At 37.8% G+C, this 19,367-nt stretch carries 21 protein-coding genes; 12 read left to right on the top strand and 9 right to left on the bottom strand.

Annotated elements, in window-relative coordinates:
- Positions 1–53 precede the first annotated feature (53 nt).
- The 3 genes from O5635_RS09090 to O5635_RS09080 form a co-directional block, all read right to left on the bottom strand.
- Complete coding sequence (locus tag O5635_RS09090; RefSeq protein WP_269607525.1) at positions 54–575, bottom strand: inorganic diphosphatase; 522 nt, start codon at positions 573–575, stop codon at positions 54–56.
- Positions 529–816 (bottom strand): hypothetical protein, encoded by a 288-nt coding sequence (locus tag O5635_RS09085; protein ID WP_036901188.1) that lies wholly within the window; start codon positions 814–816, stop codon positions 529–531. The genes O5635_RS09090 and O5635_RS09085 overlap by 47 nt, the downstream gene beginning before the upstream one ends.
- Before the next feature lie 115 nt (positions 817–931).
- Complete coding sequence (locus O5635_RS09080) at positions 932–1,387, bottom strand: resolvase (RefSeq protein ID WP_036901189.1); 456 nt, start codon at positions 1,385–1,387, stop codon at positions 932–934.
- A gap of 157 nt (positions 1,388–1,544) precedes the next feature.
- Here O5635_RS09080 and O5635_RS09075 point away from each other — a divergent pair, with 157 nt between their 5' ends.
- From O5635_RS09075 to O5635_RS09060, 4 genes are all read left to right on the top strand, one after another.
- Positions 1,545–3,338 carry a proline--tRNA ligase gene (locus O5635_RS09075; protein WP_036901190.1) on the top strand — a complete coding sequence of 598 codons (1,794 nt, stop codon included), beginning with the start codon at positions 1,545–1,547 and terminating at the stop codon, positions 3,336–3,338.
- Positions 3,339–3,380: 42 nt separating this feature from the next.
- Positions 3,381–3,815: a photosystem II protein Psb27 gene (gene psb27, locus O5635_RS09070; RefSeq protein WP_036901191.1), complete on the top strand. Its 435-nt coding sequence runs from the start codon at positions 3,381–3,383 to the stop codon at positions 3,813–3,815.
- Positions 3,816–3,906: 91 nt separating this feature from the next.
- Complete coding sequence (locus O5635_RS09065) at positions 3,907–5,220, top strand: adenylosuccinate synthase (RefSeq protein WP_036901192.1); 1,314 nt, start codon at positions 3,907–3,909, stop codon at positions 5,218–5,220.
- A 40-nt stretch (positions 5,221–5,260) separates the two neighbouring features.
- Positions 5,261–6,277 carry an adenosine kinase gene (locus O5635_RS09060; RefSeq protein ID WP_036901193.1) on the top strand — a complete coding sequence of 339 codons (1,017 nt, stop codon included), beginning with the start codon at positions 5,261–5,263 and terminating at the stop codon, positions 6,275–6,277.
- A gap of 5 nt (positions 6,278–6,282) precedes the next feature.
- On the opposite strand, the gene cutA is transcribed toward O5635_RS09060, so the two are convergent.
- Together cutA and O5635_RS09050 are read right to left on the bottom strand one after the other, a co-directional pair.
- Positions 6,283–6,615, bottom strand: a complete 333-nt coding sequence (gene cutA, locus O5635_RS09055; protein ID WP_036901194.1) for a divalent-cation tolerance protein CutA — start codon at positions 6,613–6,615, stop codon at positions 6,283–6,285.
- Between the two features lie 33 nt (positions 6,616–6,648).
- A complete protein-coding gene (locus O5635_RS09050) occupies positions 6,649–7,449 on the bottom strand; it encodes a precorrin-6A/cobalt-precorrin-6A reductase (protein ID WP_036901928.1) in 801 nt (266 codons plus the stop codon).
- 28 nt (positions 7,450–7,477) lie between these two features.
- Between O5635_RS09050 and O5635_RS09045 the strand changes: the two genes are divergently transcribed.
- Entirely contained in the window at positions 7,478–7,924 is a 447-nt protein-coding gene (locus O5635_RS09045; protein ID WP_036901195.1) for a single-stranded DNA-binding protein, read from the top strand.
- Between the two features lie 25 nt (positions 7,925–7,949).
- Here the strand turns inward: O5635_RS09045 and O5635_RS09040 are convergent, their stop codons facing one another.
- On the bottom strand, positions 7,950–8,138 hold the full coding sequence (locus tag O5635_RS09040) for a hypothetical protein (RefSeq protein WP_036901196.1): 189 nt from the start codon (positions 8,136–8,138) through the stop codon (positions 7,950–7,952).
- Positions 8,139–8,190: 52 nt separating this feature from the next.
- Here O5635_RS09040 and O5635_RS09035 point away from each other — a divergent pair, with 52 nt between their 5' ends.
- Genes O5635_RS09035 through O5635_RS09025 form a run of 3 tightly spaced genes read left to right on the top strand, consistent with a single transcriptional unit; the run spans position 8,191 to position 10,774 of the window.
- On the top strand, positions 8,191–8,760 hold the full coding sequence (locus O5635_RS09035; RefSeq protein ID WP_036901197.1) for a DUF2854 domain-containing protein: 570 nt from the start codon (positions 8,191–8,193) through the stop codon (positions 8,758–8,760).
- Between the two features lie 15 nt (positions 8,761–8,775).
- On the top strand, positions 8,776–9,678 hold the full coding sequence (argB, locus tag O5635_RS09030; protein WP_036901198.1) for an acetylglutamate kinase: 903 nt from the start codon (positions 8,776–8,778) through the stop codon (positions 9,676–9,678).
- A 1-nt stretch (position 9,679) separates the two neighbouring features.
- Positions 9,680–10,774: a DUF3153 domain-containing protein gene (locus O5635_RS09025; RefSeq protein ID WP_036901199.1), complete on the top strand. Its 1,095-nt coding sequence runs from the start codon at positions 9,680–9,682 to the stop codon at positions 10,772–10,774.
- 8 nt (positions 10,775–10,782) lie between these two features.
- Here the strand turns inward: O5635_RS09025 and priA are convergent, their stop codons facing one another.
- Positions 10,783–13,044 (bottom strand): replication restart helicase PriA, encoded by a 2,262-nt coding sequence (priA, locus tag O5635_RS09020; protein WP_036901200.1) that lies wholly within the window; start codon positions 13,042–13,044, stop codon positions 10,783–10,785.
- A gap of 386 nt (positions 13,045–13,430) precedes the next feature.
- Here priA and rpoD point away from each other — a divergent pair, with 386 nt between their 5' ends.
- Positions 13,431–14,708, top strand: coding sequence for an RNA polymerase sigma factor RpoD (gene rpoD / locus O5635_RS09015; RefSeq protein WP_036901201.1), 1,278 nt, complete (start codon positions 13,431–13,433; stop codon positions 14,706–14,708).
- Between the two features lie 180 nt (positions 14,709–14,888).
- A complete protein-coding gene (gene hemC / locus O5635_RS09010; protein ID WP_036901202.1) occupies positions 14,889–15,839 on the top strand; it encodes a hydroxymethylbilane synthase in 951 nt (316 codons plus the stop codon).
- Here the strand turns inward: hemC and O5635_RS09005 are convergent, their stop codons facing one another.
- Together O5635_RS09005 and O5635_RS09000 are read right to left on the bottom strand one after the other, a co-directional pair.
- Complete coding sequence (locus O5635_RS09005; protein ID WP_036901203.1) at positions 15,840–16,427, bottom strand: inorganic diphosphatase; 588 nt, start codon at positions 16,425–16,427, stop codon at positions 15,840–15,842.
- Between the two features lie 26 nt (positions 16,428–16,453).
- The gene (locus O5635_RS09000; RefSeq protein ID WP_036901204.1) at positions 16,454–17,998 is read right to left on the bottom strand and encodes a carboxypeptidase M32; all 1,545 of its coding nucleotides are present in this window, start codon (positions 17,996–17,998) and stop codon (positions 16,454–16,456) included.
- Between the two features lie 365 nt (positions 17,999–18,363).
- On the opposite strand from O5635_RS09000, the gene O5635_RS08995 reads away from it, so the two are divergent.
- Positions 18,364–19,011 (top strand): secondary thiamine-phosphate synthase enzyme YjbQ, encoded by a 648-nt coding sequence (locus O5635_RS08995; protein WP_036901205.1) that lies wholly within the window; start codon positions 18,364–18,366, stop codon positions 19,009–19,011.
- A 7-nt stretch (positions 19,012–19,018) separates the two neighbouring features.
- On the top strand, positions 19,019–19,309 hold the full coding sequence (locus O5635_RS08990) for a 4a-hydroxytetrahydrobiopterin dehydratase (protein ID WP_036901206.1): 291 nt from the start codon (positions 19,019–19,021) through the stop codon (positions 19,307–19,309).
- The last annotated feature ends 58 nt before the right edge of the window (positions 19,310–19,367 follow it).

The following is a 19,367-nucleotide window of genomic DNA, read 5'->3' as shown; positions in this document are numbered from 1 at the left end:
AATATCTAGAAGGAACCAGTATGATATACCATAAATCCTTTGAAGAAAATAATTTATTTATGGGATTGATTATTCGCATCAATACATGTTTGTAGTAAATCTGCCACAGCATCAAAATCCCTCCAGCCATCTATAACAACAACTCTGCCTTCTAAACTCTTATATGTTCTAAAGAACTCTGCTACATCTTCAAGCTGGCTAGGAGAAATTTGCTTAATGCTGTTAATACCATTTTGACGTGGATCTGCCGTTGGTATGCACAATAATTTACCGTCATATGCACCTGAATCATGCATATCAAGTACCCCTATTGGCCTCGCCTGGATAAGACAACCCGCAAATGTTGGCTCCTCCATTATTACCATTGCATCTAAAGGTGCTCCATCTTCAGCAAGAGTGTTAGGGACAAAACCATAGTCAAAGGGGTATCTAACAGACGAATGCAAAACTCTATCCAAAGCCATTACTCCTGCTTTGGAAAAGTATTCATACTTGTTTCTACTCCCTGCTGGTATTTCAACAATAAGGTTAACTAAACCTTGCGAAGGAGATGGAGGAAGAGGACTTAGATCCATAAGGTTCTAAGGCAGAAGGAACTGTTTTTTCATTGGAAGGGGGCTGATCGATTAACACAACCAACAGTGGAACACCGATTGAAGTAATCGCTATAGCCAAACCAAGCAAAGCATTGGACGGACCATTCCAACTATAAGGGTCTTCATCATCACCCTCCTGAGAGTCTTCTCCTGGTTTAAAACCTGATGGAGGGTTAACCTCCTGGAGCTGTTGCCGCGATGAAGTTGATTCTGAATCCATTCAGATTAAATAAAAAGATATAAAAAATTCATGGGGGTTTAATTAGCATCTTAATAGACCCGATGGAATTTATCTAATAATTACGAGTATTTAAGGGGTCACTTTTTTGAATTAACTATGCTGCTGGCCAGTCTTTGTTATTTTGTTTATTTGCAAAACCTTCTGCTGAATTTGACTTAGTTTCAAGGTGCATCCTTATGAGTTTCAACTCCTCAAGGATAGAACCCAATACGTTTTGAGTAGCAGTAGAAGGTGAATTTAATACTTCAACTGTGACCTCTTTAATTCTAAGAATATCTTTAGCAAATCTTGCCACCTCATTTGGGTGAAACAAAAGAGGGTCCTTTTGATCACTTCTAAATTCAGGATTAAGCTTCCTCGGATTGAATGGAGGATTGAGATTCCTGCTGTCAGTATTGGTATACCTATAAACAGAAGCTCTAGATCGATTCAGTGACTTCTGAACTTCGTCTATACCAACCAAAGAATCACCATTAGAGATAACAGATTTAAGGTCTGGGTTAATACCGGATGCTTGAGATTGATTTATATCCACTGCCCCATTAAACATGATCTAAGAACAGGGCGAAAAAAACTTTGCAGAAATTAGCAGACAAGGCGTGAAAGATCTATGTCCATTTGTGCAGAAAGGACACTTTCACAAGCGGTTGTTTCAGTTTGCTTAAAGAGCGGTATCATCATGACTCAGTACCAAAGGAAAGAGAGTCATGCGCGTCTCCCGCCTAATGCTGGTGACGCTGCGGGATGTTCCCGCCGACGCCGATATAATTTCTCATCAATTGCTTCTTCGAGGAGGCTTCATAAAACGTGCAACATCTGGGATATATGCATACATGCCTCTAATGTGGAAAACTCTGCAAAAGATTACCAGAATTATTCAAGAAGAACTTAATTCTAAAGGTTGCTTAGAAGTACTTTTGCCTCAACTTCATCCTGCAGAATTATGGAAACAAACTGGAAGATGGCAGAGTTATACTCAAGGAGAAGGTATTATGTTTAATTTAAAAGATAGACAAGGAAGAGAGCTTGGCTTAGGACCTACTCATGAAGAAATCATTACAAAACTAGTTGGAGAAACAGTAAATTCTTATAAGCAACTACCTATAAACCTATATCAAATACAAACAAAATTTAGAGATGAAATTCGCCCAAGATTTGGATTGATGAGAAGTAGGGAATTTATCATGAAAGATGGATACTCTTTCCACTCAAGCGAAGAAGACCTTCAGTCAACCTATGAAGAGATGAAAGATGCTTATAAAAATATTTTTTCTCGATGTGGGATTGAAACTGTTCCAGTAGAGGCAGATAGCGGAGCAATAGGTGGAGCAGCATCACAAGAGTATATGGTTACAGCAGATGCCGGTGAGGATTTAATTTTAATTAGTTCAGATGGAAGATACTCTGCAAATCAAGAGAAAGCCGTTTCTATTCCCAAACAAGCAAAGGCTTTAGAAACAGGCAAAATGTCTTTAATAGAAACAAAAGATAAAATGACAATAGATGCATTATGTGAAGGGGAATCTTTTAACTCGGACCAAGTAATAAAAGTCATTGTAATGTTAGCAACTCTCGAAGATTTAGAGAAACAGCCAATTCTTGTAAGTATTAGGGGAGATCAAGAACTGAATGAAGTTAAGCTCATTAACTTTATTAGTAAACATACTCAGAAAAACGTATTAAAGATAAGCTCAATTTCAAGAGAAGATTTAAAATTGCAGGGGTTAAAAGATTTACCTTTTGGTTCAATAGGTCCTGATTTAAAAGATTCTTTTTTATCTAATTCTTCGGGTTGGGAGAAACAATTCATAAGAGTATCAGATCAAACTGCTTCAGAATTAAAAAGTTTTGTATGTGGAGCAAATGAGCTTCATAAACATAAAATTTTCTGCACTTGGGAGCTACTTGGAGGCACTCCACAGATCGCAGATATTAGGAAAGCGCAGCCTGGCGATAATTGCTGTCATAACAGAAAAGAAGTTTTATTAGAGAAAAGAGGAATTGAAGTAGGTCATATTTTTCAACTAGGAAGAAAGTACTCCTTGGCACTAGAAAAAGGCTTTACCAATGAAGGAGGAGGTTTAGAACCTTTCTGGATGGGATGCTATGGGATTGGTGTTTCCAGACTTGCACAAGCTTCAGTTGAGCAAAACCATGATGAATCAGGAATAATTTGGCCGCTAAGCATCTCTCCTTTTGATGTAATTGTTGTAATAGCTAATATTCAAGATGAGGGTCAAAGAAACCTTGGAGAACTCATTTATAACAAGTTAAAAGAAAACGGCATTGATGTTCTTATTGATGACAGGAAGGAGAGAGCTGGCGTAAAATTTAAAGACGCAGATCTAATTGGAATTCCTTGGAGACTGGTTGTAGGTAGAGATGCTCCATCCGGACAAGTAGAGCTCTTTAAGAGATCTAATAGGAATGTATCTATTCTGAATTTTGAAGATGCTGTGAAAATGTTAATAGAAAAGATATTCAAGGAGAAGTCTCCATAAAACCCTAATTCTCCTAGAGTCTTAATAACTCTGTTCATTAAAATGAATCCTATCTTTCATAAACTTAAGGCAAAACTGATCAAAACAGTTTCAGCAATTTGTTTAAGCCTTTTACTAATCTTTGCTCCTTTCGGTCAAGTTGCTCAAGCAGGTAAAGCTCTTATGACTGGGGATTTTGTGCAAGACACTATTTCTGTTGCAGAAAATCTAAAAAGTACTGTAGACATTCCAGATGATTCTGCCGATCGTTCCACTGCAAAAGACGAAGCCTTGGAACTTATAACAGCTTATATCTCAAGGTATAGAAACAGGCCTCAAGTAAATGGGACAACCTCTTTTACAACGATGCAAACAGCCTTAAATGCAATGGCTGGTCATTACAAAACATTTAAAGATCGTCCTATACCCGAAAAACTCAAAGCCAGACTAAATAAAGAACTATCAAGAGCAGAAAAAATCGTTCAAAAAGAAGTCTAAAAGATAAGCTTTAATCAATTACTTTGACTTAAAGGAGAAAATCTGAGATTGTTATACATTCTGTGTTGGGCGGTTTCGTACCGCAATTTCATTGGCAAACGTAGTAGTCATAGGTGCTCAGTGGGGTGATGAAGGCAAAGGTAAAATCACTGACTTACTAAGCAGGTCAGCTGATGTAGTAGTGAGGTATCAAGGTGGAGTAAATGCTGGTCATACAATCGTTGTAGATGAAAAAGTTCTCAAACTTCATTTGATCCCTTCAGGCATTTTGTACCCTGAGACCATATGTCTAATTGGGTCTGGAACGGTAGTAGATCCAAAAGTAATGCTTCGAGAGATTGAGATGCTAATTGAAAATGATATTAATATTTCCGACTTACAGCTAGCCTCAACTGCTCATGTAACGATGCCTTACCACCGTTTGATTGATCAAGCGATGGAAAACAATAGGGGGCATCAAAAGATCGGGACAACTGGGAGAGGGATTGGGCCAACCTATTCTGATAAGGCACAAAGGAATGGAATAAGAGTTGGCGATCTTCTAGATGAGAAAAAGCTCAGAGAAAGATTGCGCATACCTCTTGAAGAAAAGAATAATGTTCTGCAAAAGGTATTTGGCGAAAAGCCTTTAGAAGAGGAAAAAATAATTAAAGAATATCTTGAGTACGGTGATCGCTTAAGACCGCATGTTGTTGATTGCACAAGAGTCATTCATCAAGCTGCAAGAAATAAAAAAAATATCCTTTTTGAAGGAGCTCAGGGGACACTTCTAGACCTTGATCATGGAACATATCCCTTCGTAACATCATCTAATCCTGTATCAGGGGGGGCATGCATAGGAGCAGGAGTAGGTCCAACGCTTATAGATAGGGTAATTGGAGTAGCTAAAGCATATACAACAAGAGTAGGAGAAGGCCCTTTCCCTACTGAATTGCAAGGCAGCATTAATGATCAGTTGTGTGACAGAGGAGGAGAGTATGGAACAACCACTGGAAGGAGAAGACGATGCGGATGGTTTGATGGGGTTATAGGTAAATATGCAGTACAGGTAAATGGATTGGATTGCCTAGCAATTACGAAATTGGATGTCCTCGATGAGCTTGAAGAGATAAAAGTTTGCATTGCATATCAATTAGATAATGAAAGAATTGAACATTTCCCAAGTAGCTCAGAAGATTTCAGCAGATGCAAACCAATATTCAAGACACTGCAAGGATGGCAATCATCAACTGCTAATTGCAGAAGGTTGGAAGATCTACCTCCTTCAGCAATGGCTTACCTAAGATTCCTAGCAGAACTTATGGAAGTGCCAATAGCCATTGTTTCACTAGGTGCTAGTAGAGATCAAACTATTGTTGTTGAAGATCCTATTCATGGCCCTAAGCGTGCTTTATTAAATATTTAAACTTAAACTAATAGCTAATAAAAACTCTGAAGGAGACAATTTGAAAAAAGGAGACAAGACACTCAAAAAGCAATTTGATGTTGTAGGGATAGGGAATTCAATTGTAGATATTCTTGTACATTCAACAGACACTTTTTTAGAACAGAATTCATTGACTAAAGGTTCCATGACCCTAGTTGATCAGAGCAAAGCAGAAGAACTATACCTAGTAAGCGGACCTGGTCTGGAAAGCTCTGGAGGCTCTGCTGCAAATACAATTGCAGGACTAGCACAACTAGGAATTGAAGCAGGCTTTATAGGACGAGTAAAAAATGATGATCTTGGGAAAATATTTACACATGATATATGTTCAACAGGTGCTAATTACCAGACTCCTCCAATTGATATAGGACCATCAACTGCAAGGTGCTTAATACTTATAACGCCTGATGCACAGAGAACTATGTGCACTTACTTAGGTGCTTCAGTTTTTCTCAATCCTCAAGATATAGATCTATCTTTAGTAAAACAAGCAAAAGTTCTATATCTAGAAGGTTATTTGTGGGATCATCCTGAAGCCAAAAAAGCTTTTATAACTTCTGCAAAGGAATGCAAATCTTCAGGAGGTAAAATTGCTCTTTCTCTCTCAGATGCATTTTGCGTTGAACGACACAGAGAAAGCTTTCAAGAATTAATTAGTAATTATATAGATATAATATTTGCCAATGAAGGTGAAATAATTTCACTATACAAAAGCAAAGGCCTAGATGAAGCTAAAAGCATTATCAATAAGCATTGTGATATATCAGTCCTAACGATGGGAGAGAATGGTTCTATTATAATTTCAGGTGGAAATTGTTTCACAATTAAACCATATAGAATGGGAGAAGTAATTGATACGACTGGTGCTGGTGATCTTTACGCAAGTGGCTTTCTTTATGGTTACTCTCTCGGAAAAAGTCTAGACATATGTGGGCAAATAGGCTCAATCTGCGCTGGCCATATAGTTACACAAGTCGGCACCAGGTCTCAAATTGACCTTAAAAAGCTAGTTAATAATTATTTAGATGAAACATAACTATTTTAAGTCATAATTGCATGCTGCAGCCAATCCCCATATGCTTTACTGCAATCCGCATCCCAAAAAACTATCTCGGGTTTTAAATATGAATGTAATTTTTTTATTTCTTTTAAAAGTAAATCCAATTTATTGTGATTAGTTTTTATCATAAGTTGAACCTCTTTACTCTCTTCAATTGAACCATCCCACCAATACATAGATTTAATTTTGCGTAAAGTAATGCACGCTGCATATTTCTTAACTAGCAGCCTATTAGCTAAATAATTAGCACTATCATTATTCTTTTCTGTAGTTAGAACCAAGACACAGTTTTTACGCTTTATAGATTTAGACATAGATAGAAATTTAAAAGTTAAAACAAGAAGGTATTAAAGCCCTATATATTGCAATAATTTTACCAGGGTATCAGCCACTAAAATACCTTCAGGCGCAGTGGGCCTTGATATAAGCCAGAGCTTGATATTTTGCGCTTTACAGATGGACTGCCATAATCTTTGAGTTCCACCTCCTGATTCTCTACAAATAACCCCATTTATATTCCAGCTTCTACAGAGTGCTTTCTCTATTGCACCTTCAGGCGAAGAAGTCAAAGGTTGTAAAATTGCTAAGTTTTCTTCAGGTATTTTGCAAGATAATGCTTTGGCGAAACTAGAAACTCGAGGCAAAACTCTTGCAAATGGAATTGCACCAATATCATGGATTTCATTTAAACATTCTGATAAATATTTTGAACCTATAGCTAAAAGTAATTTTTTGCCTTTCAAGTTAAAACTTGAAAGATCATGAAAATTTCTTATGAAGTTAGCCCCAGGTAGGTTCTCACAATAACGTTCATATCTAATAATGATTTGGCCAAATATTAAACAAGCTTTTCTCAAATCAGAGCTTATTATTCTTGCGAAAGGGTGTGTTGCATCAATAACATAGTCAAATCCATTGTGATTTTCCTGAGCATTGCTTAAAACCAAAGAAATTTCTTCAACTCCTTTCAAAGAACCAACCCATAAAGACTCCAAACCCAAGCCAAAGTATGACAAAGAAGCCTCATAAGAAACAACACTGACGCTAACTTTGCACCCTCTGTCTATAAAGGCTTTTGCCAGCTCTGGTCCTTCCTGCGTGCCGGTTAACAACCAAATATGTAGGTGGCAATTTTTTCTACTGTGCATCAAGATAACTCTGCGCGCTTGAATTGAAATGAATCACTGCTTACTCGAAGCTGTTGTGAGGCAAGCTCCAACAATTCGTTACACCCAAGGGAACACCACTCCCATAGCAGAAATGGAAGTTAGTTTTAACGGTCTTAGAGCGGATGACCCTCAAGGCTTTATAAAAGTAATTGGATGGGGGAACTTGGCACAAGAATTACAAAATAATATTCATGTTGGTCAGAAACTTGTTTTAGAAGGGCGCCTGAGAATGAATACAATCCCCCGACAAGATGGAACAAAAGAAAAGAAGGCAGAATTCACTCTCGCTAGGTTTCATAGCATTTCAGAGCAATCCAACACTAGAGACTCTTCTCCCCTGAACACACCAGAAGTTCAGAGCAAAGCAGCAGCGAACTCACCAAGCGATGGTCAACCATCTACAAGTTGGGACAGCTCGCCTTTAATTCCCGACACAGATGAAATACCTTTCTAAACGCCAAGCCTTTTGAAAGTTGCAGTTAGTCAGACTCGAACTTCTCATATGCAACAGTTAAAAGCTGACTCAATTCCCTTTCCAAAGCAGCTAAATCATGCCTAAGCTCAGGCCAGTCCCCTTGATCAATTTTCTCTAAAATCAAAGCTCTATCATCATTTAATAGAGCTATTAATTCATTTGGATCAATAGTTTTGCTTTTAGATGAATCCATAAATCCTTTTTCTTAATGAAATTCTGAAACAACTAATGCCAAAATAAAGTTCATGAATAAATCAATTTCTCCAGCAAGTCTAATTTCTATTTTAGGAGCCTTGTTAACTGTTATAGGACTAAGTTCTTACTTCAGCAATGCCGCTAATCTGAGTGTACCAACCTTTTTTTATGGCGTACCTATTCTTCTTATTGGACTGGCTTTAAAGAATTCTGAATTATCCCCTGCAAATTGCAAGAATTCATCAAAGGAATTAACACTGCTCAAAACAAAAGTTCCTCAAGAGTTCCAAGATCTAATTGATGATGTAACTAGATGGCGATATGGGCAAAGAGCACATCTTGAATCTTCTCTTCAAGTACTTAAACTGTGGGACGAATTGAAGCCTCCGCAACTCAAAGAAATAGCTATTCTTGATAAAGGAACAAGATCTGGGATTCAAATGAAATTCGAAGTTAATGGAGTCCCGATAGAAAAGTGGGAGGAGAAAAAAGATCGATTAGGTAGATTTTTCGCAAAAAATTTCGAAGCAACCTTAATCAGCTGCGGTACAGGACAACTAGAATTAACGCTACTGCCTAGTCAAAAACCTGGAGATGGTCTAACAAAAGACGACATTTAATGATTTTATTACCTCGTGGACAACAAAAATTCTGAAAATCAATTTAACTCAGCTCATTTAGGAAATGATGCAATAAGAGTGTCTGTTCTAAGCGAAGCTCTTCCATATATCCAGAAGTTTGCAGGACGTCGAATTGTAATCAAATATGGAGGCGCAGCAATGTCAAGTGAAAAATTAAAAAAAGCGGTTTTCAGAGATATTGCATTACTTTCAAGTGTTGGAGCCCAACTAGTGATTATTCATGGTGGAGGGCCTGAAATTAATCAATGGCTACAAAATTTCGGAATTAATAGTGAGTTTCGAAATGGATTGAGAGTTACTGATAGGCAAACAATGGACATTGTCGAAATGGTTCTTGTTGGAAGAGTTAATAAGCAGATTGTTAATGGAATCAATCAATTGGGTTCACTATCTGTAGGCCTATGTGGGATTGATGGCGGCCTTATAGAAGCCAGGAAGCTAGGGGATGGCAGTCATGGATTAGTTGGAGAAGTCGCGAAAGTAAACACTGATGTTATTGAACCACTTTTAGCGAAAGGCTACATACCTGTAATTTCTAGTGTGGCCTCATCATCGCAAGGAGAATCTTTAAACATTAACGCTGATACTGTTGCAGGAGAAATTGCAGCAGCATTAGGAGCGGAAAAGCTCATTTTACTTACTGACACGCTTGGCGTGCTTAAAGACCAAGACAATCCCTCTTCGCTCATAAGGTGCATACGTCTAAACGAAGCAAGAAAATTAATTGAAACAAACGTCGTAACTGGTGGAATGGTACCTAAAACCAACTGTTGCATTAGAGCGTTAGCTCAAGGAGTCTCTGCTGCACATATTATTGATGGTCGAATCCCCCATGCTTTATTGCTTGAAATATTTACAGATGCTGGTATAGGAACAATGATTACTGGTAGGGGGTGAATTGCAGGTCTCTGAAAGTTTAAATAGTGCTGAGATTGCGCTGGCGAAAGGCGAATATAGGCAGTGTCTTGCGTTACTTAACAAATTAGACAAAGTAAATAATCTAACTCTTGAGATTGAAGGGAAGGTCAAACTCTTAATGATTACTGCTTATATGGGGCAAGGTGATGAAAAAGAAGCTATTGCACTATGTCAAAATCTTCTAAGTCATAGTGATATAAGCATTCGTCAGAATGCAAAACACCTTCTTTCCATACTGACAGCTCCCACACTTATAAGACCAGATAATTGGTCTGTTAAAGTCCCAAATTTAAAGCTCGAGCCCATAACAAAAACAAGCCAAGGGCGCAAAAAAATTATCAAAAAAAAGGACGTGCAATTACCACCTACAGGTCCAACACAACCATTAAAAGCAGGTTTTACATTACTAGTTATAGGTATCCTATTAGGGATAACTATTATTTTGAGTGGGTGTGTGCGGTATACCACTGAAATCAAACTAATGGGACCGGACAAGCTAACAATGAATGTAAATGTAGACAGCAACTCGAACAAACTAATACCATGGCAATATCAATTCCAAAATTCATTAAATACAACAATCCCAAAAATAAATATCTTAACAACAGAAGATGGTAAACAAGTATTTAATACTCCCTCTCTTAGCTCTATAGAAGCTAATGCATTGCTAAAGCAAACTATAGATTCCGCATTAGAAGTGACAGGTATTAAAGTTGAACCTCCAGACATGAACTTGAATCAAACAAACTTTTTAATTGGCTATAAACAGTTGTTCAAGTTAAAAGTAGACCTTAGAGATCTTCCTCAAATACCTGGGTTAAAACTGTCACTTGTAGTAAAGCCAGCTCCAAGCAAATTAGGAATAAAAGCGTTCCCTCAACCTGCTATTACAAAAAGTTCAAGTGTTAATTGGGAACTAAAGGAAGGTCTCCTTAATGAGCTTGAACTGAAGTACTGGAGATGGAGCAAGCTTGGATTAGGAGTCGCTTCTGTGATATTGGCTTTAACCTTGGTAATTGTCCTGCAGAACCTTAAAGTAAAAATGGGCTACGGATTTCCCGAACTGCCTCCTTAATTTGATTGTCAAAGATTAATTGGATCGGGGTCTACTGAAAGATTGACACCTTTAGGAAGACATTCCCACAATTTATTACCTTGCGGCAAGGGCAAGGGAGCGCCTTCTGGTCCATGCAATAAAATCTGCCAGCGACTTTTGCCTGCAATTTTTTCTACTAAGGCAGGTGCAGGTCCAATGATAGTCCACCCTTTGGCCTTGCAAAGAGGTTCTATGTATTCTGCCAAGGCAGTAGCCGAAGTTGCAGTTACAGAAGCACGCTCTCCAGACAGGCGAAGCAAACAAGCCCGACTGTAAGGGACCAAGCCAGCCTCGCTTCTTAATTTGGCTTCTTTACCTAGAAAATCCTCATAACAACCATCAACTAAATGTTTGATAACTGGATGGTCGGGAGAGTAAGTCTGCACAAAAACTTTTCCAGGTTTATCCCCTCGTCCAGCCCTTCCTGCCAATTGCATAAAAAGCTGTAGAGATTGCTCTTCTGCAAACAAATCAGGTCGATGCAACAAACCATCTGCGGCAAGAACCACAGCAAGAGTCACCCGAGGGATATCCATACCTTTGGCAAGCATTTGCGTGCCTATAAGAACATCAGCTTCTCCAGAGGAAAATCTTTGCAGCAATCGGCGATGGCCATCGCGGCCACCAGTTGTATCACGATCAAAGCGTAACAACTTCAAATGGCTTAATTCATTAGACAGGTGCTCTACTACTCTCTGTGTTCCTGCGCCAAAAGGCTTGAAAGCACTTGATCCACACTCATTACACCGAAAGCCAATATTTGCTCGATGGTCACACCAATGACACCGTAACCATTGAGACCCTTGCTGCCCTTTGTGAACAGTTAAAGAGACATCGCAATTTGGGCATTGGACCACATCTCCACAACTACGACAACTTAAGAAAGTGTTATAACCTCTTCTAGGCACCAAAACAACTGCTTGCTCTTTCAGCTCGGGTAAAAGTGAAAGCCTCTTCATCAAGGGTTTACTTATCAGCCGCCTATTACCTTCAGATAGCTCCTGCCTCATGTCTACAACATGAACTAAAGGTAAAGGCTGGTTAGCAATACGAGAAGAAAGTCTTGCAACAGCTATCGATCCTGCAGGTTGCAATTCCTTCCATGTAGACAATGATGGTGTAGCACTGCCTAAAATAATTCTCGCTCCAGTTCTTTTTGCTCTATCTAAAGCCAAATCTCTAGCGTGATAACAAGGCATTGGGGACTCTTGTTTATAAGAACTATCATGTTCTTCATCTAAAACAATCAAACCTAACGGTGACAAAGGCAAGAAAACTGCGGAACGAGTCCCTACAACAATTGTGGGTTCCGAAGTTGTTAAAATCTTACGCCAAGTGCTGATACGTTCATTCTCAGAACATCCACTATGATATTCCAAAACTTGAGAGCCGAAACGTCTAACAAAGCGATCTACAAGTTGAGGTATTAAACCAATCTCAGGGGCTAAGATTAAGCAATGTCTACCTTTAGTCAGTTCTTGTGAAGCTATTTGAAGATAAACTTCTGTTTTTCCTGAACCTGTTACACCCCACAATAAAAGAGCAGTTCCTGGTGATTGTTTAGAAAAGCAATCAATAGCAAGTTTTTGTTCGTCAGTTAAATTCCGCGGTTTCTCTTGTTCATTTACTAAAAACCCTTTGTCTTTTCTAAAACGATCATTAGTTTTTTGGATCGTACGTTTTTCACGCAATACTGCACCAATAGATAAGCAACTCCTTAATACTCCGAGAGTTACTCCATTTGCCAATAAGTCCTTTTGCCATATACCACCACCCTTTGTCTTAATCAAAGCAATAACTCCTTGCTGCTTCGAGGGAAGATTTTGCTGACAATCAAATGATGGGTTTATAGAAACCCATAAAAGCCTTTTTAGTTTTTTGTTGGCTGATTTTCTATACCCAAGCCATCCTGGAGGCAAGGCCGCTTTTAGCATTCGAAAGGAACTTGTATAGCATTTCGATGCAGATTCCTCTAACCAGTCTTGCCATTCCTGATCTACAGCTGCCTTCTGAACAATCTCCTCAACTTCTGTCAAAGAACGATTCTTTTCTTGATCTTTACATCTTTTACCACTTAAAGGATCCTCTCTTATTCGCTTACCTACAACAAGACCGTTCATCTGCCGGCCACGCAAAGTCACTGCAACAATATCTCCTAAATCAATACTCAACCCTTTGCTATCGCAATAGGTAAAGGAACGTCCTTCTCTACCAACTTGAAGCCATACTTCTATTTCAAAAAATCCCATAAAAGCAATAGTTGCTAACTTTGAAAATTTTTCTTAAAATTAAAGAGTAAGCAGCAAACTGCTGTTGCGTTAATCATTCAGAGTTCTGTTCAGAGGGAAGGAGCGAAGTCAAAGCAATTTAAGGTTATGTTCCTTAATTGTTTGGCCGTCCTAAGAAAGCCCCTAGCAACGCTGCAATGATGATAAATACCTTCATTCAACTGCAACAAAAACTTTAAAATAGTTTTTAAAGTCATCAATGAAGAGTATTCGCTTAAAAAATAGCGAATACTCCTCTCAATAGGCTTTTAAAAGCGTAAGTTTTAAAAAGTTGCAATTGATGATCAAGGATCGTTTTTAAGAAATATTTATTAATTAAATTTCTACCATTTTTTAAACTTTTAGCAATGAGTTCTGTCGTCTCCAAAAAACCTGTTGCAAAGGCAAAAACCAAAGCAACAAAAAAAGACGGTTCTAAAGCTGTCGAAACTAAATCATTAAAAAGCACTAAAAGTAAATCAATTACAAAAAAATCAAAAGGGAAAAGTACTGCAAAATCTAAAGGGAAAGCCTCTACTAAGTCTAAATCTCTTGAACCAAATAATTTAGATCTTGCAGCTGATCAATTACTTGCTCAAGCAAGCAATACTGAAATCAATGCGGATATATCATTAACTAACGCTCTAGAGAGCCCCGTTGATAAAGCACTCGCAAGTATAAAAATTGGCCCTAAAGGAGTTTATACGGAAGATTCTATAAGAGTTTATCTACAAGAAATTGGTCGGATCAGATTACTTAGGCCAGACGAAGAGATTGAACTCGCCAGAAAGATTGCTGATCTTCTTGAATTGGAAGAACTTGCCACTCAATTTGAGAGTGAGAATGGGCATTACCCATCAAAAAAAGAATGGGCTGCTTTAGTCGAAATGCCAGTAATAAGATTTCGAAGAAGGCTAATGCTTGGAAGACGTGCTAAGGAAAAAATGGTGCAATCTAATCTTCGATTAGTTGTTTCAATAGCAAAAAAATATATGAATAGAGGGCTTTCTTTCCAAGATTTAATTCAGGAAGGCAGTCTTGGTCTTATTAGAGCAGCCGAAAAATTTGATCATGAAAAAGGATATAAGTTTTCTACCTATGCAACATGGTGGATTCGTCAAGCCATTACAAGAGCAATTGCAGACCAAAGTCGAACCATCAGACTCCCTGTTCATTTATACGAAACTATTTCAAGAATTAAGAAGACAACGAAAGTCCTTAGTCAAGAATTTGGCAGGAAACCCTCCGAGGAGGAAATTGCAGAAAGCATGGAAATGACTATTGAGAAGCTTCGATTCATTGCTAAGAGTGCTCAATTGCCAATATCTTTAGAGACACCTATTGGCAAAGAAGAAGACTCTCGTCTTGGTGATTTCATTGAATCAGATTCAGAGAATCCAGAGCTGGACGTTGCAAAAACACTGCTTAGAGAAGATTTGGAAGGAGTTCTTGCAACCCTCAGTCCTCGAGAAAGAGATGTCCTGCGGCTTAGGTATGGTCTTGATGATGGCCGTATGAAAACTCTAGAAGAAATTGGACAAATTTTTGATGTAACAAGAGAACGAATTCGTCAAATTGAGGCCAAAGCTCTTAGGAAACTTCGTCACCCTAATAGAAATGGTGTGCTTAAAGAATATATTAAATAGAAGAATATAGTTAGCAAAGTCTGCTTAATCGCTGCTCCAGTCTAGAAATAAAGAATTGAATTTCAGTGTCCAAATATCAAACTACATTTTTTACAAGGATCAGAGTAATTAAAGTATCGCAATATGAGTGAATTAGGGTTACCTCCAATGAGTAAGGTGAATAAGAAATAAATAATACTAATGGTTCTAGACCAAGTGCGTATAGCAACTCGCAGAAGCAAGCTAGCCATGGTCCAGACAAACTGGGTGAAAGATCAGCTTGAGAAGGCCTATCCCGGCATTAATGTTTCAGTAGAGGCAATGGCTACACAAGGGGACAAGATCCTAGATGTAGCACTTGCCAAGATTGGAGATAAAGGACTCTTTACTAAAGAACTTGAAGCACAAATGCTAATTGGGAGAGCAGATATAGCAGTACATTCTCTAAAAGACCTCCCAACAAACCTGCCAGAAGGATTAATACTTGGATGCGTAACTGAACGAGAAGATCCAGCAGATGCCTTAGTGGTAAATGAAAAATTTAAAACCCATCAACTACATACTCTCCCCTCAGGGACGGTAGTAGGAACTAGTTCACTTAGACGACTAGCACAACTTCGACATCATTATCCCCATCTGGTTTTCAAAGACGTTAGAGGTAATCTAATTACCAGACTTGAAAAACTTGATGCGGGAGAATACGATTCTTTAATTTTAGCCGCTGCAGGATTAACAAGATTAGGTTTTAGCGACAGAATTCATCAATTAATTCCGAGTAAAATATCTCTACATGCAGTTGGGCAAGGTGCATTAGGAATCGAATGTGTAAAAGGGAAATCAGAAGTGATTGAAATTATTAAAACTCTTGAACATCTGCCAACTTCCCAAAGGTGCCTAGCAGAAAGATCATTTCTAAGAGAGTTGGAAGGAGGATGTCAGGTTCCTATTGGGGTTAATAGCCAAATAGATAATGATGAATTGATACTTACAGGAATGGTGGCAAGTCTTGATGGTAAAAAGTTAATTAAAGACTCTAAAAGGGGAGATAAAACAAATCCCGAGTTAATTGGAATAGATTTAGCAAATGAGTTGAAATCTCAAGGCGCAATGGAAATACTGCAAGATATTTTTGACAATGTACGTTCAACTTAATTAATCTACTAATTTTGGATCAATTTCAGTTAAATAGCGAGTCTCACAAGATTTAATAATTTCAATTGCTTTCTCTACCCCAAAAAAGCCATTAACTTTGCATGTACCTGGCTTTTTAAGATCTTTATAGTGCTCCCAATAATATTTTGTTTCTTGCAGCCAGTGTTCTCCTAATTGCTCAAAACTTTTTATGTGATCTAAGCGTTTATCATCTGCAATAACACCAATAATTTTGTCATCAACCTCCCCTCCATCATCAAAAGTCATAACCCCAATAATCCTCGCTTCAACAACTGAGCCTGGAACCAAAGGCTCTGTAACTTGAACAATCTCAATATCCAAAGGGTCACCATCTTCATCCCATGTTCTAGGAATACATCCATAAGCAAATGGATAGGCTAAAGATGAGTAACCAACACGATCAAGTTTTAAATGCCCCGTTTCCGTAATTAATTCGTATTTATTAATTGTGTTGGAATTAAGTTCAACTATTGTATTTACCCGTAAATCCTTTTCTGCTGCGAATGCAGGCAGAACATGTAGGAGGTTGGACATAACCCTACTTGGCGCTTGATCAAGATTGGCCATACTGAAAAATATTTTCGAGAGGCATCCTAAGGTGTACTGGTCATTTGCTCTAACTTATTCTGTAAATACTTCAAAAAAGGTTCGCTGGAAAGAGGTTTTTTAGTCACTTTTTCCACCAATTGCTCAGCGTTAACTTGTCTCCCAAAATGATGCACTTCTTTTCTTAGCCAAGACAAAAGCTCTGACTCCGAACCCTCTAAAATGCAACTGCCAATAGGATCTTTTGCGTATATTCCACTTTTATCTAAATCGAGAATCATTGCTTCAGCCAGTTGAGCACTAATTAAATGTCCGATTAAATAGGAAGGGAAGTAGCCAAAAGCACCTTCACTCCAATGGACATCTTGTAAGCAACCTTCAGAATCATTTGTTGGCTCTATGCCAATAAGGTCACGATATTTTTTATTCCATTCAGAAGGTATTGCATCTACTTCTAATCCGTCTTCAAGTAATGAAATCTCTAGTTCAGTACGAATCAATATATGCAAACCATAGCTAAGTTCATCAGCTTCAACGCGATTCAATCCAGGTGTTAATGGATTCATTTGTCTCCATAAATCATCCCCAGACTGAAGCGGAGCTCCTGCTTCTTCAAAGTACTTCCAAAACCGATTTGCAAATTCCTTACTTCTGGCAACTCTGTTTTCCCAAAAAAGTGATTGGCTTTCGTGAACTGCCATAGAGGTCGCTTGCCCCAAAGGCCAAGCGAACCATTGGTGAGTTTCAGCAGGAAGCCCTTGTTCATAGAGCGAGTGTCCCCATTCATGAGCTGTAGCAAGAAAACATGATAGAGGCTGTCCCGGTACTACTCGAGTAGTAAGGCGAAAATCCTTTGGACCAAGAGTAATAGAAAAAGGGTGGGGGGACCTTGCTAAAGATGTGAGTTTATTATCCCTCCCCCATGTATTCAGTAAACGATCACAAAGAGCTTGCTGAGACTTTTCTGATAAGTCCCATTTAGGTTGCTTTAAATTTTTAGGAGTACTGTATTTATCTATAAGTTCAGGTAAACATTTTTTTAGAGGTTCAAATAATTCATCCAATCTTTTGATTGTTAGATCAGGTTCAAAAGGTTGAGCCAATGTTTCCCAACAACTTCTTTGCTCATTAAGCTGCTTAGCTTGCTCTTGCCTAAGCAAAATTAATTTCTTAAGCGCAGGTTTAAAACATTGGAAATCATTTTTTAATTTAGCTTGTTGCCAAAGAGCATACCCATTTGCCTGAGCAGCTGAAATTTGACTCACTAATTCAGGATCTAACTTCTTTTGACGAGTTATCTCTTGATCTAGCAATTCGAGATTTCTTTTCTTTGCAAGCAACTCATTGGAAATAGAATTGTGATTATTGTTTTGTAATTCTTCCTTTGCATTAATCAGCAATTCCTGAAAATAGTCACTAGTTTGTCTTGAATGTAATGACCTTGCTAAAAGACTTAATTGAGCTCCTCTCCACTCAGCCCCTAAAGCTGGCATTGCAGTATTTTGATCCCAGTAAAGGGTACTGTGAATTGAGCCAAGTACCTTAGTCTCCTGGAGATAGTCTCCTAGCTTTTGCCACGCTTTATCAGACAATTGATTTGATCGACATTTATTAAGCCTAATGTCAAATCAACCAATCAGTCTTTAAATATCAGGCTTTATTAGTTATCTCTGATGCCATCCTGAACCTATAGCAAGATAGTTCTTGGTCGCCTTCAAAAGCAAAATCTGCAAAAGATTCGCCATATTTATAGAGAAAGTCTTTTTAAAACTTAAGTTATTTTAGACCTAACAGAGAACAGCTTGAACACTGTAAGATATAAAATAAGCTTTGCCTCTTATAATTATTAGTCTAAAAAGAAAAATAATAATTCATTAAATTATTTATAATTTTTTGTTGTATTTTTAAAAAAGATTTATTAGAGTGAAGGAAAATTCTAATATTATTTTAAAAATCAGTGGATCAAATCTTTTCAGAAATTACCTTTAAAACAAATGGTGAAGGCTTTCTAAATATCACTCCAAAAATCAATGAATGGATAATCAAAAATAAAATAAATCAGGCCATCCTTGTTCTATCTATTCAACATACTAGTTGCAGCCTGACAATTAATGAAAATGCTGATCCAAAAGTTTTAAAAGACCTTTCTTCATACATGAAAGCGATAGTGCCGGAAAAAGAATTTACCTCTCTTAATAAGACAAGTTTAAAGCAAGAGTACCTGCATTCAGAAGAAGGGATTGATGATATGCCTGCTCATATTAAAACAGCCCTCACATGTACTTGCTTAAGTTTAAGCATTAATGATTCTAAGCTTGTACTAGGGACATGGCAGGCAATTTATCTTTGGGAGCACCGTTATGCTAATAATTTCAGAAAGGTAAGCTTACATGCAGTTGGAGAAATAGCTAAAGTTGAGTCAAGGCCAAAAAGTGAATCCTTGAATCAAATTCTCGTAAAAACAAATCCTGAAAAAATAAATAAAGAAGTCATCAAAAGGGACAACCCTGAACAAACCAATCAAGATGGTGAAATTGAAACAAAGTTAGATTTACTAATCGATCGTATGCATGATTTAACTAGTCAAAAGAATCAACCCACTTAATAATGTTATGGAAAGATCATTGTTAACTCAAAGTGAACTCAGCAAACTCAGTGATGTGCTGCCTGAATGGAAATTAGAAGATAACAAACTCCAAAGAACATTTAAATTCGATAATTTCATTCAAGCATTTGGTTTTATAAGCAAAGTCGCTCTTTTATCAGAGTCATCAAATCATCATCCTGAGTGGGATAATGTGTATTCTAAAGTCTCAATTAAGCTAACAACACATGACCTTGGAGGAATTAGCAGTCTTGACATTAAACTTGCTAATGAAATTAATGCCGTTTTTACGATGTAAGGCACTTTATACTTAAAAAATATCTCTGAAAAGCTTTCAAGCTCTTTCTCCTACAAAA

Origin of the sequence: Prochlorococcus marinus str. MIT 0919 (assembly GCF_027359375.1) — a bacterium.
In the GTDB taxonomy this organism is placed as follows: Bacteria; Cyanobacteriota; Cyanobacteriia; order PCC-6307; family Cyanobiaceae; genus Prochlorococcus_D.
The sequence above is the reverse complement of the archived record's forward strand: the minus strand, read 5'-3'. Positions and strand labels throughout refer to the sequence as shown.

What these genes read in the sequence shown, in the direction of transcription:
- O5635_RS09090 (WP_269607525.1), bottom strand. Translation starts at nt 575, where the DNA reads ATGGATCTAAGTCCTCTTCCTCCATCTCCTTCGCAAGGTTTAGTTAAC.
- O5635_RS09085 (WP_036901188.1), bottom strand. Translation starts at nt 816, where the DNA reads ATGGATTCAGAATCAACTTCATCGCGGCAACAGCTCCAGGAGGTTAAC.
- O5635_RS09080 (WP_036901189.1), bottom strand. Translation starts at nt 1,387, where the DNA reads ATGTTTAATGGGGCAGTGGATATAAATCAATCTCAAGCATCCGGTATT.
- O5635_RS09075 (WP_036901190.1), top strand. Translation starts at nt 1,545, where the DNA reads ATGCGCGTCTCCCGCCTAATGCTGGTGACGCTGCGGGATGTTCCCGCC.
- psb27 (WP_036901191.1), top strand. Translation starts at nt 3,381, where the DNA reads ATGAATCCTATCTTTCATAAACTTAAGGCAAAACTGATCAAAACAGTT.
- cutA (WP_036901194.1), bottom strand. Translation starts at nt 6,615, where the DNA reads ATGTCTAAATCTATAAAGCGTAAAAACTGTGTCTTGGTTCTAACTACA.
- O5635_RS09050 (WP_036901928.1), bottom strand. Translation starts at nt 7,449, where the DNA reads ATGCACAGTAGAAAAAATTGCCACCTACATATTTGGTTGTTAACCGGC.
- O5635_RS09045 (WP_036901195.1), top strand. Translation starts at nt 7,478, where the DNA reads ATGAATCACTGCTTACTCGAAGCTGTTGTGAGGCAAGCTCCAACAATT.
- O5635_RS09040 (WP_036901196.1), bottom strand. Translation starts at nt 8,138, where the DNA reads ATGGATTCATCTAAAAGCAAAACTATTGATCCAAATGAATTAATAGCT.
- O5635_RS09035 (WP_036901197.1), top strand. Translation starts at nt 8,191, where the DNA reads ATGAATAAATCAATTTCTCCAGCAAGTCTAATTTCTATTTTAGGAGCC.
- priA (WP_036901200.1), bottom strand. Translation starts at nt 13,044, where the DNA reads ATGGGATTTTTTGAAATAGAAGTATGGCTTCAAGTTGGTAGAGAAGGA.
- rpoD (WP_036901201.1), top strand. Translation starts at nt 13,431, where the DNA reads ATGAGTTCTGTCGTCTCCAAAAAACCTGTTGCAAAGGCAAAAACCAAA.
- hemC (WP_036901202.1), top strand. Translation starts at nt 14,889, where the DNA reads ATGGTTCTAGACCAAGTGCGTATAGCAACTCGCAGAAGCAAGCTAGCC.
- O5635_RS09005 (WP_036901203.1), bottom strand. Translation starts at nt 16,427, where the DNA reads ATGGCCAATCTTGATCAAGCGCCAAGTAGGGTTATGTCCAACCTCCTA.
- O5635_RS08990 (WP_036901206.1), top strand. Translation starts at nt 19,019, where the DNA reads ATGGAAAGATCATTGTTAACTCAAAGTGAACTCAGCAAACTCAGTGAT.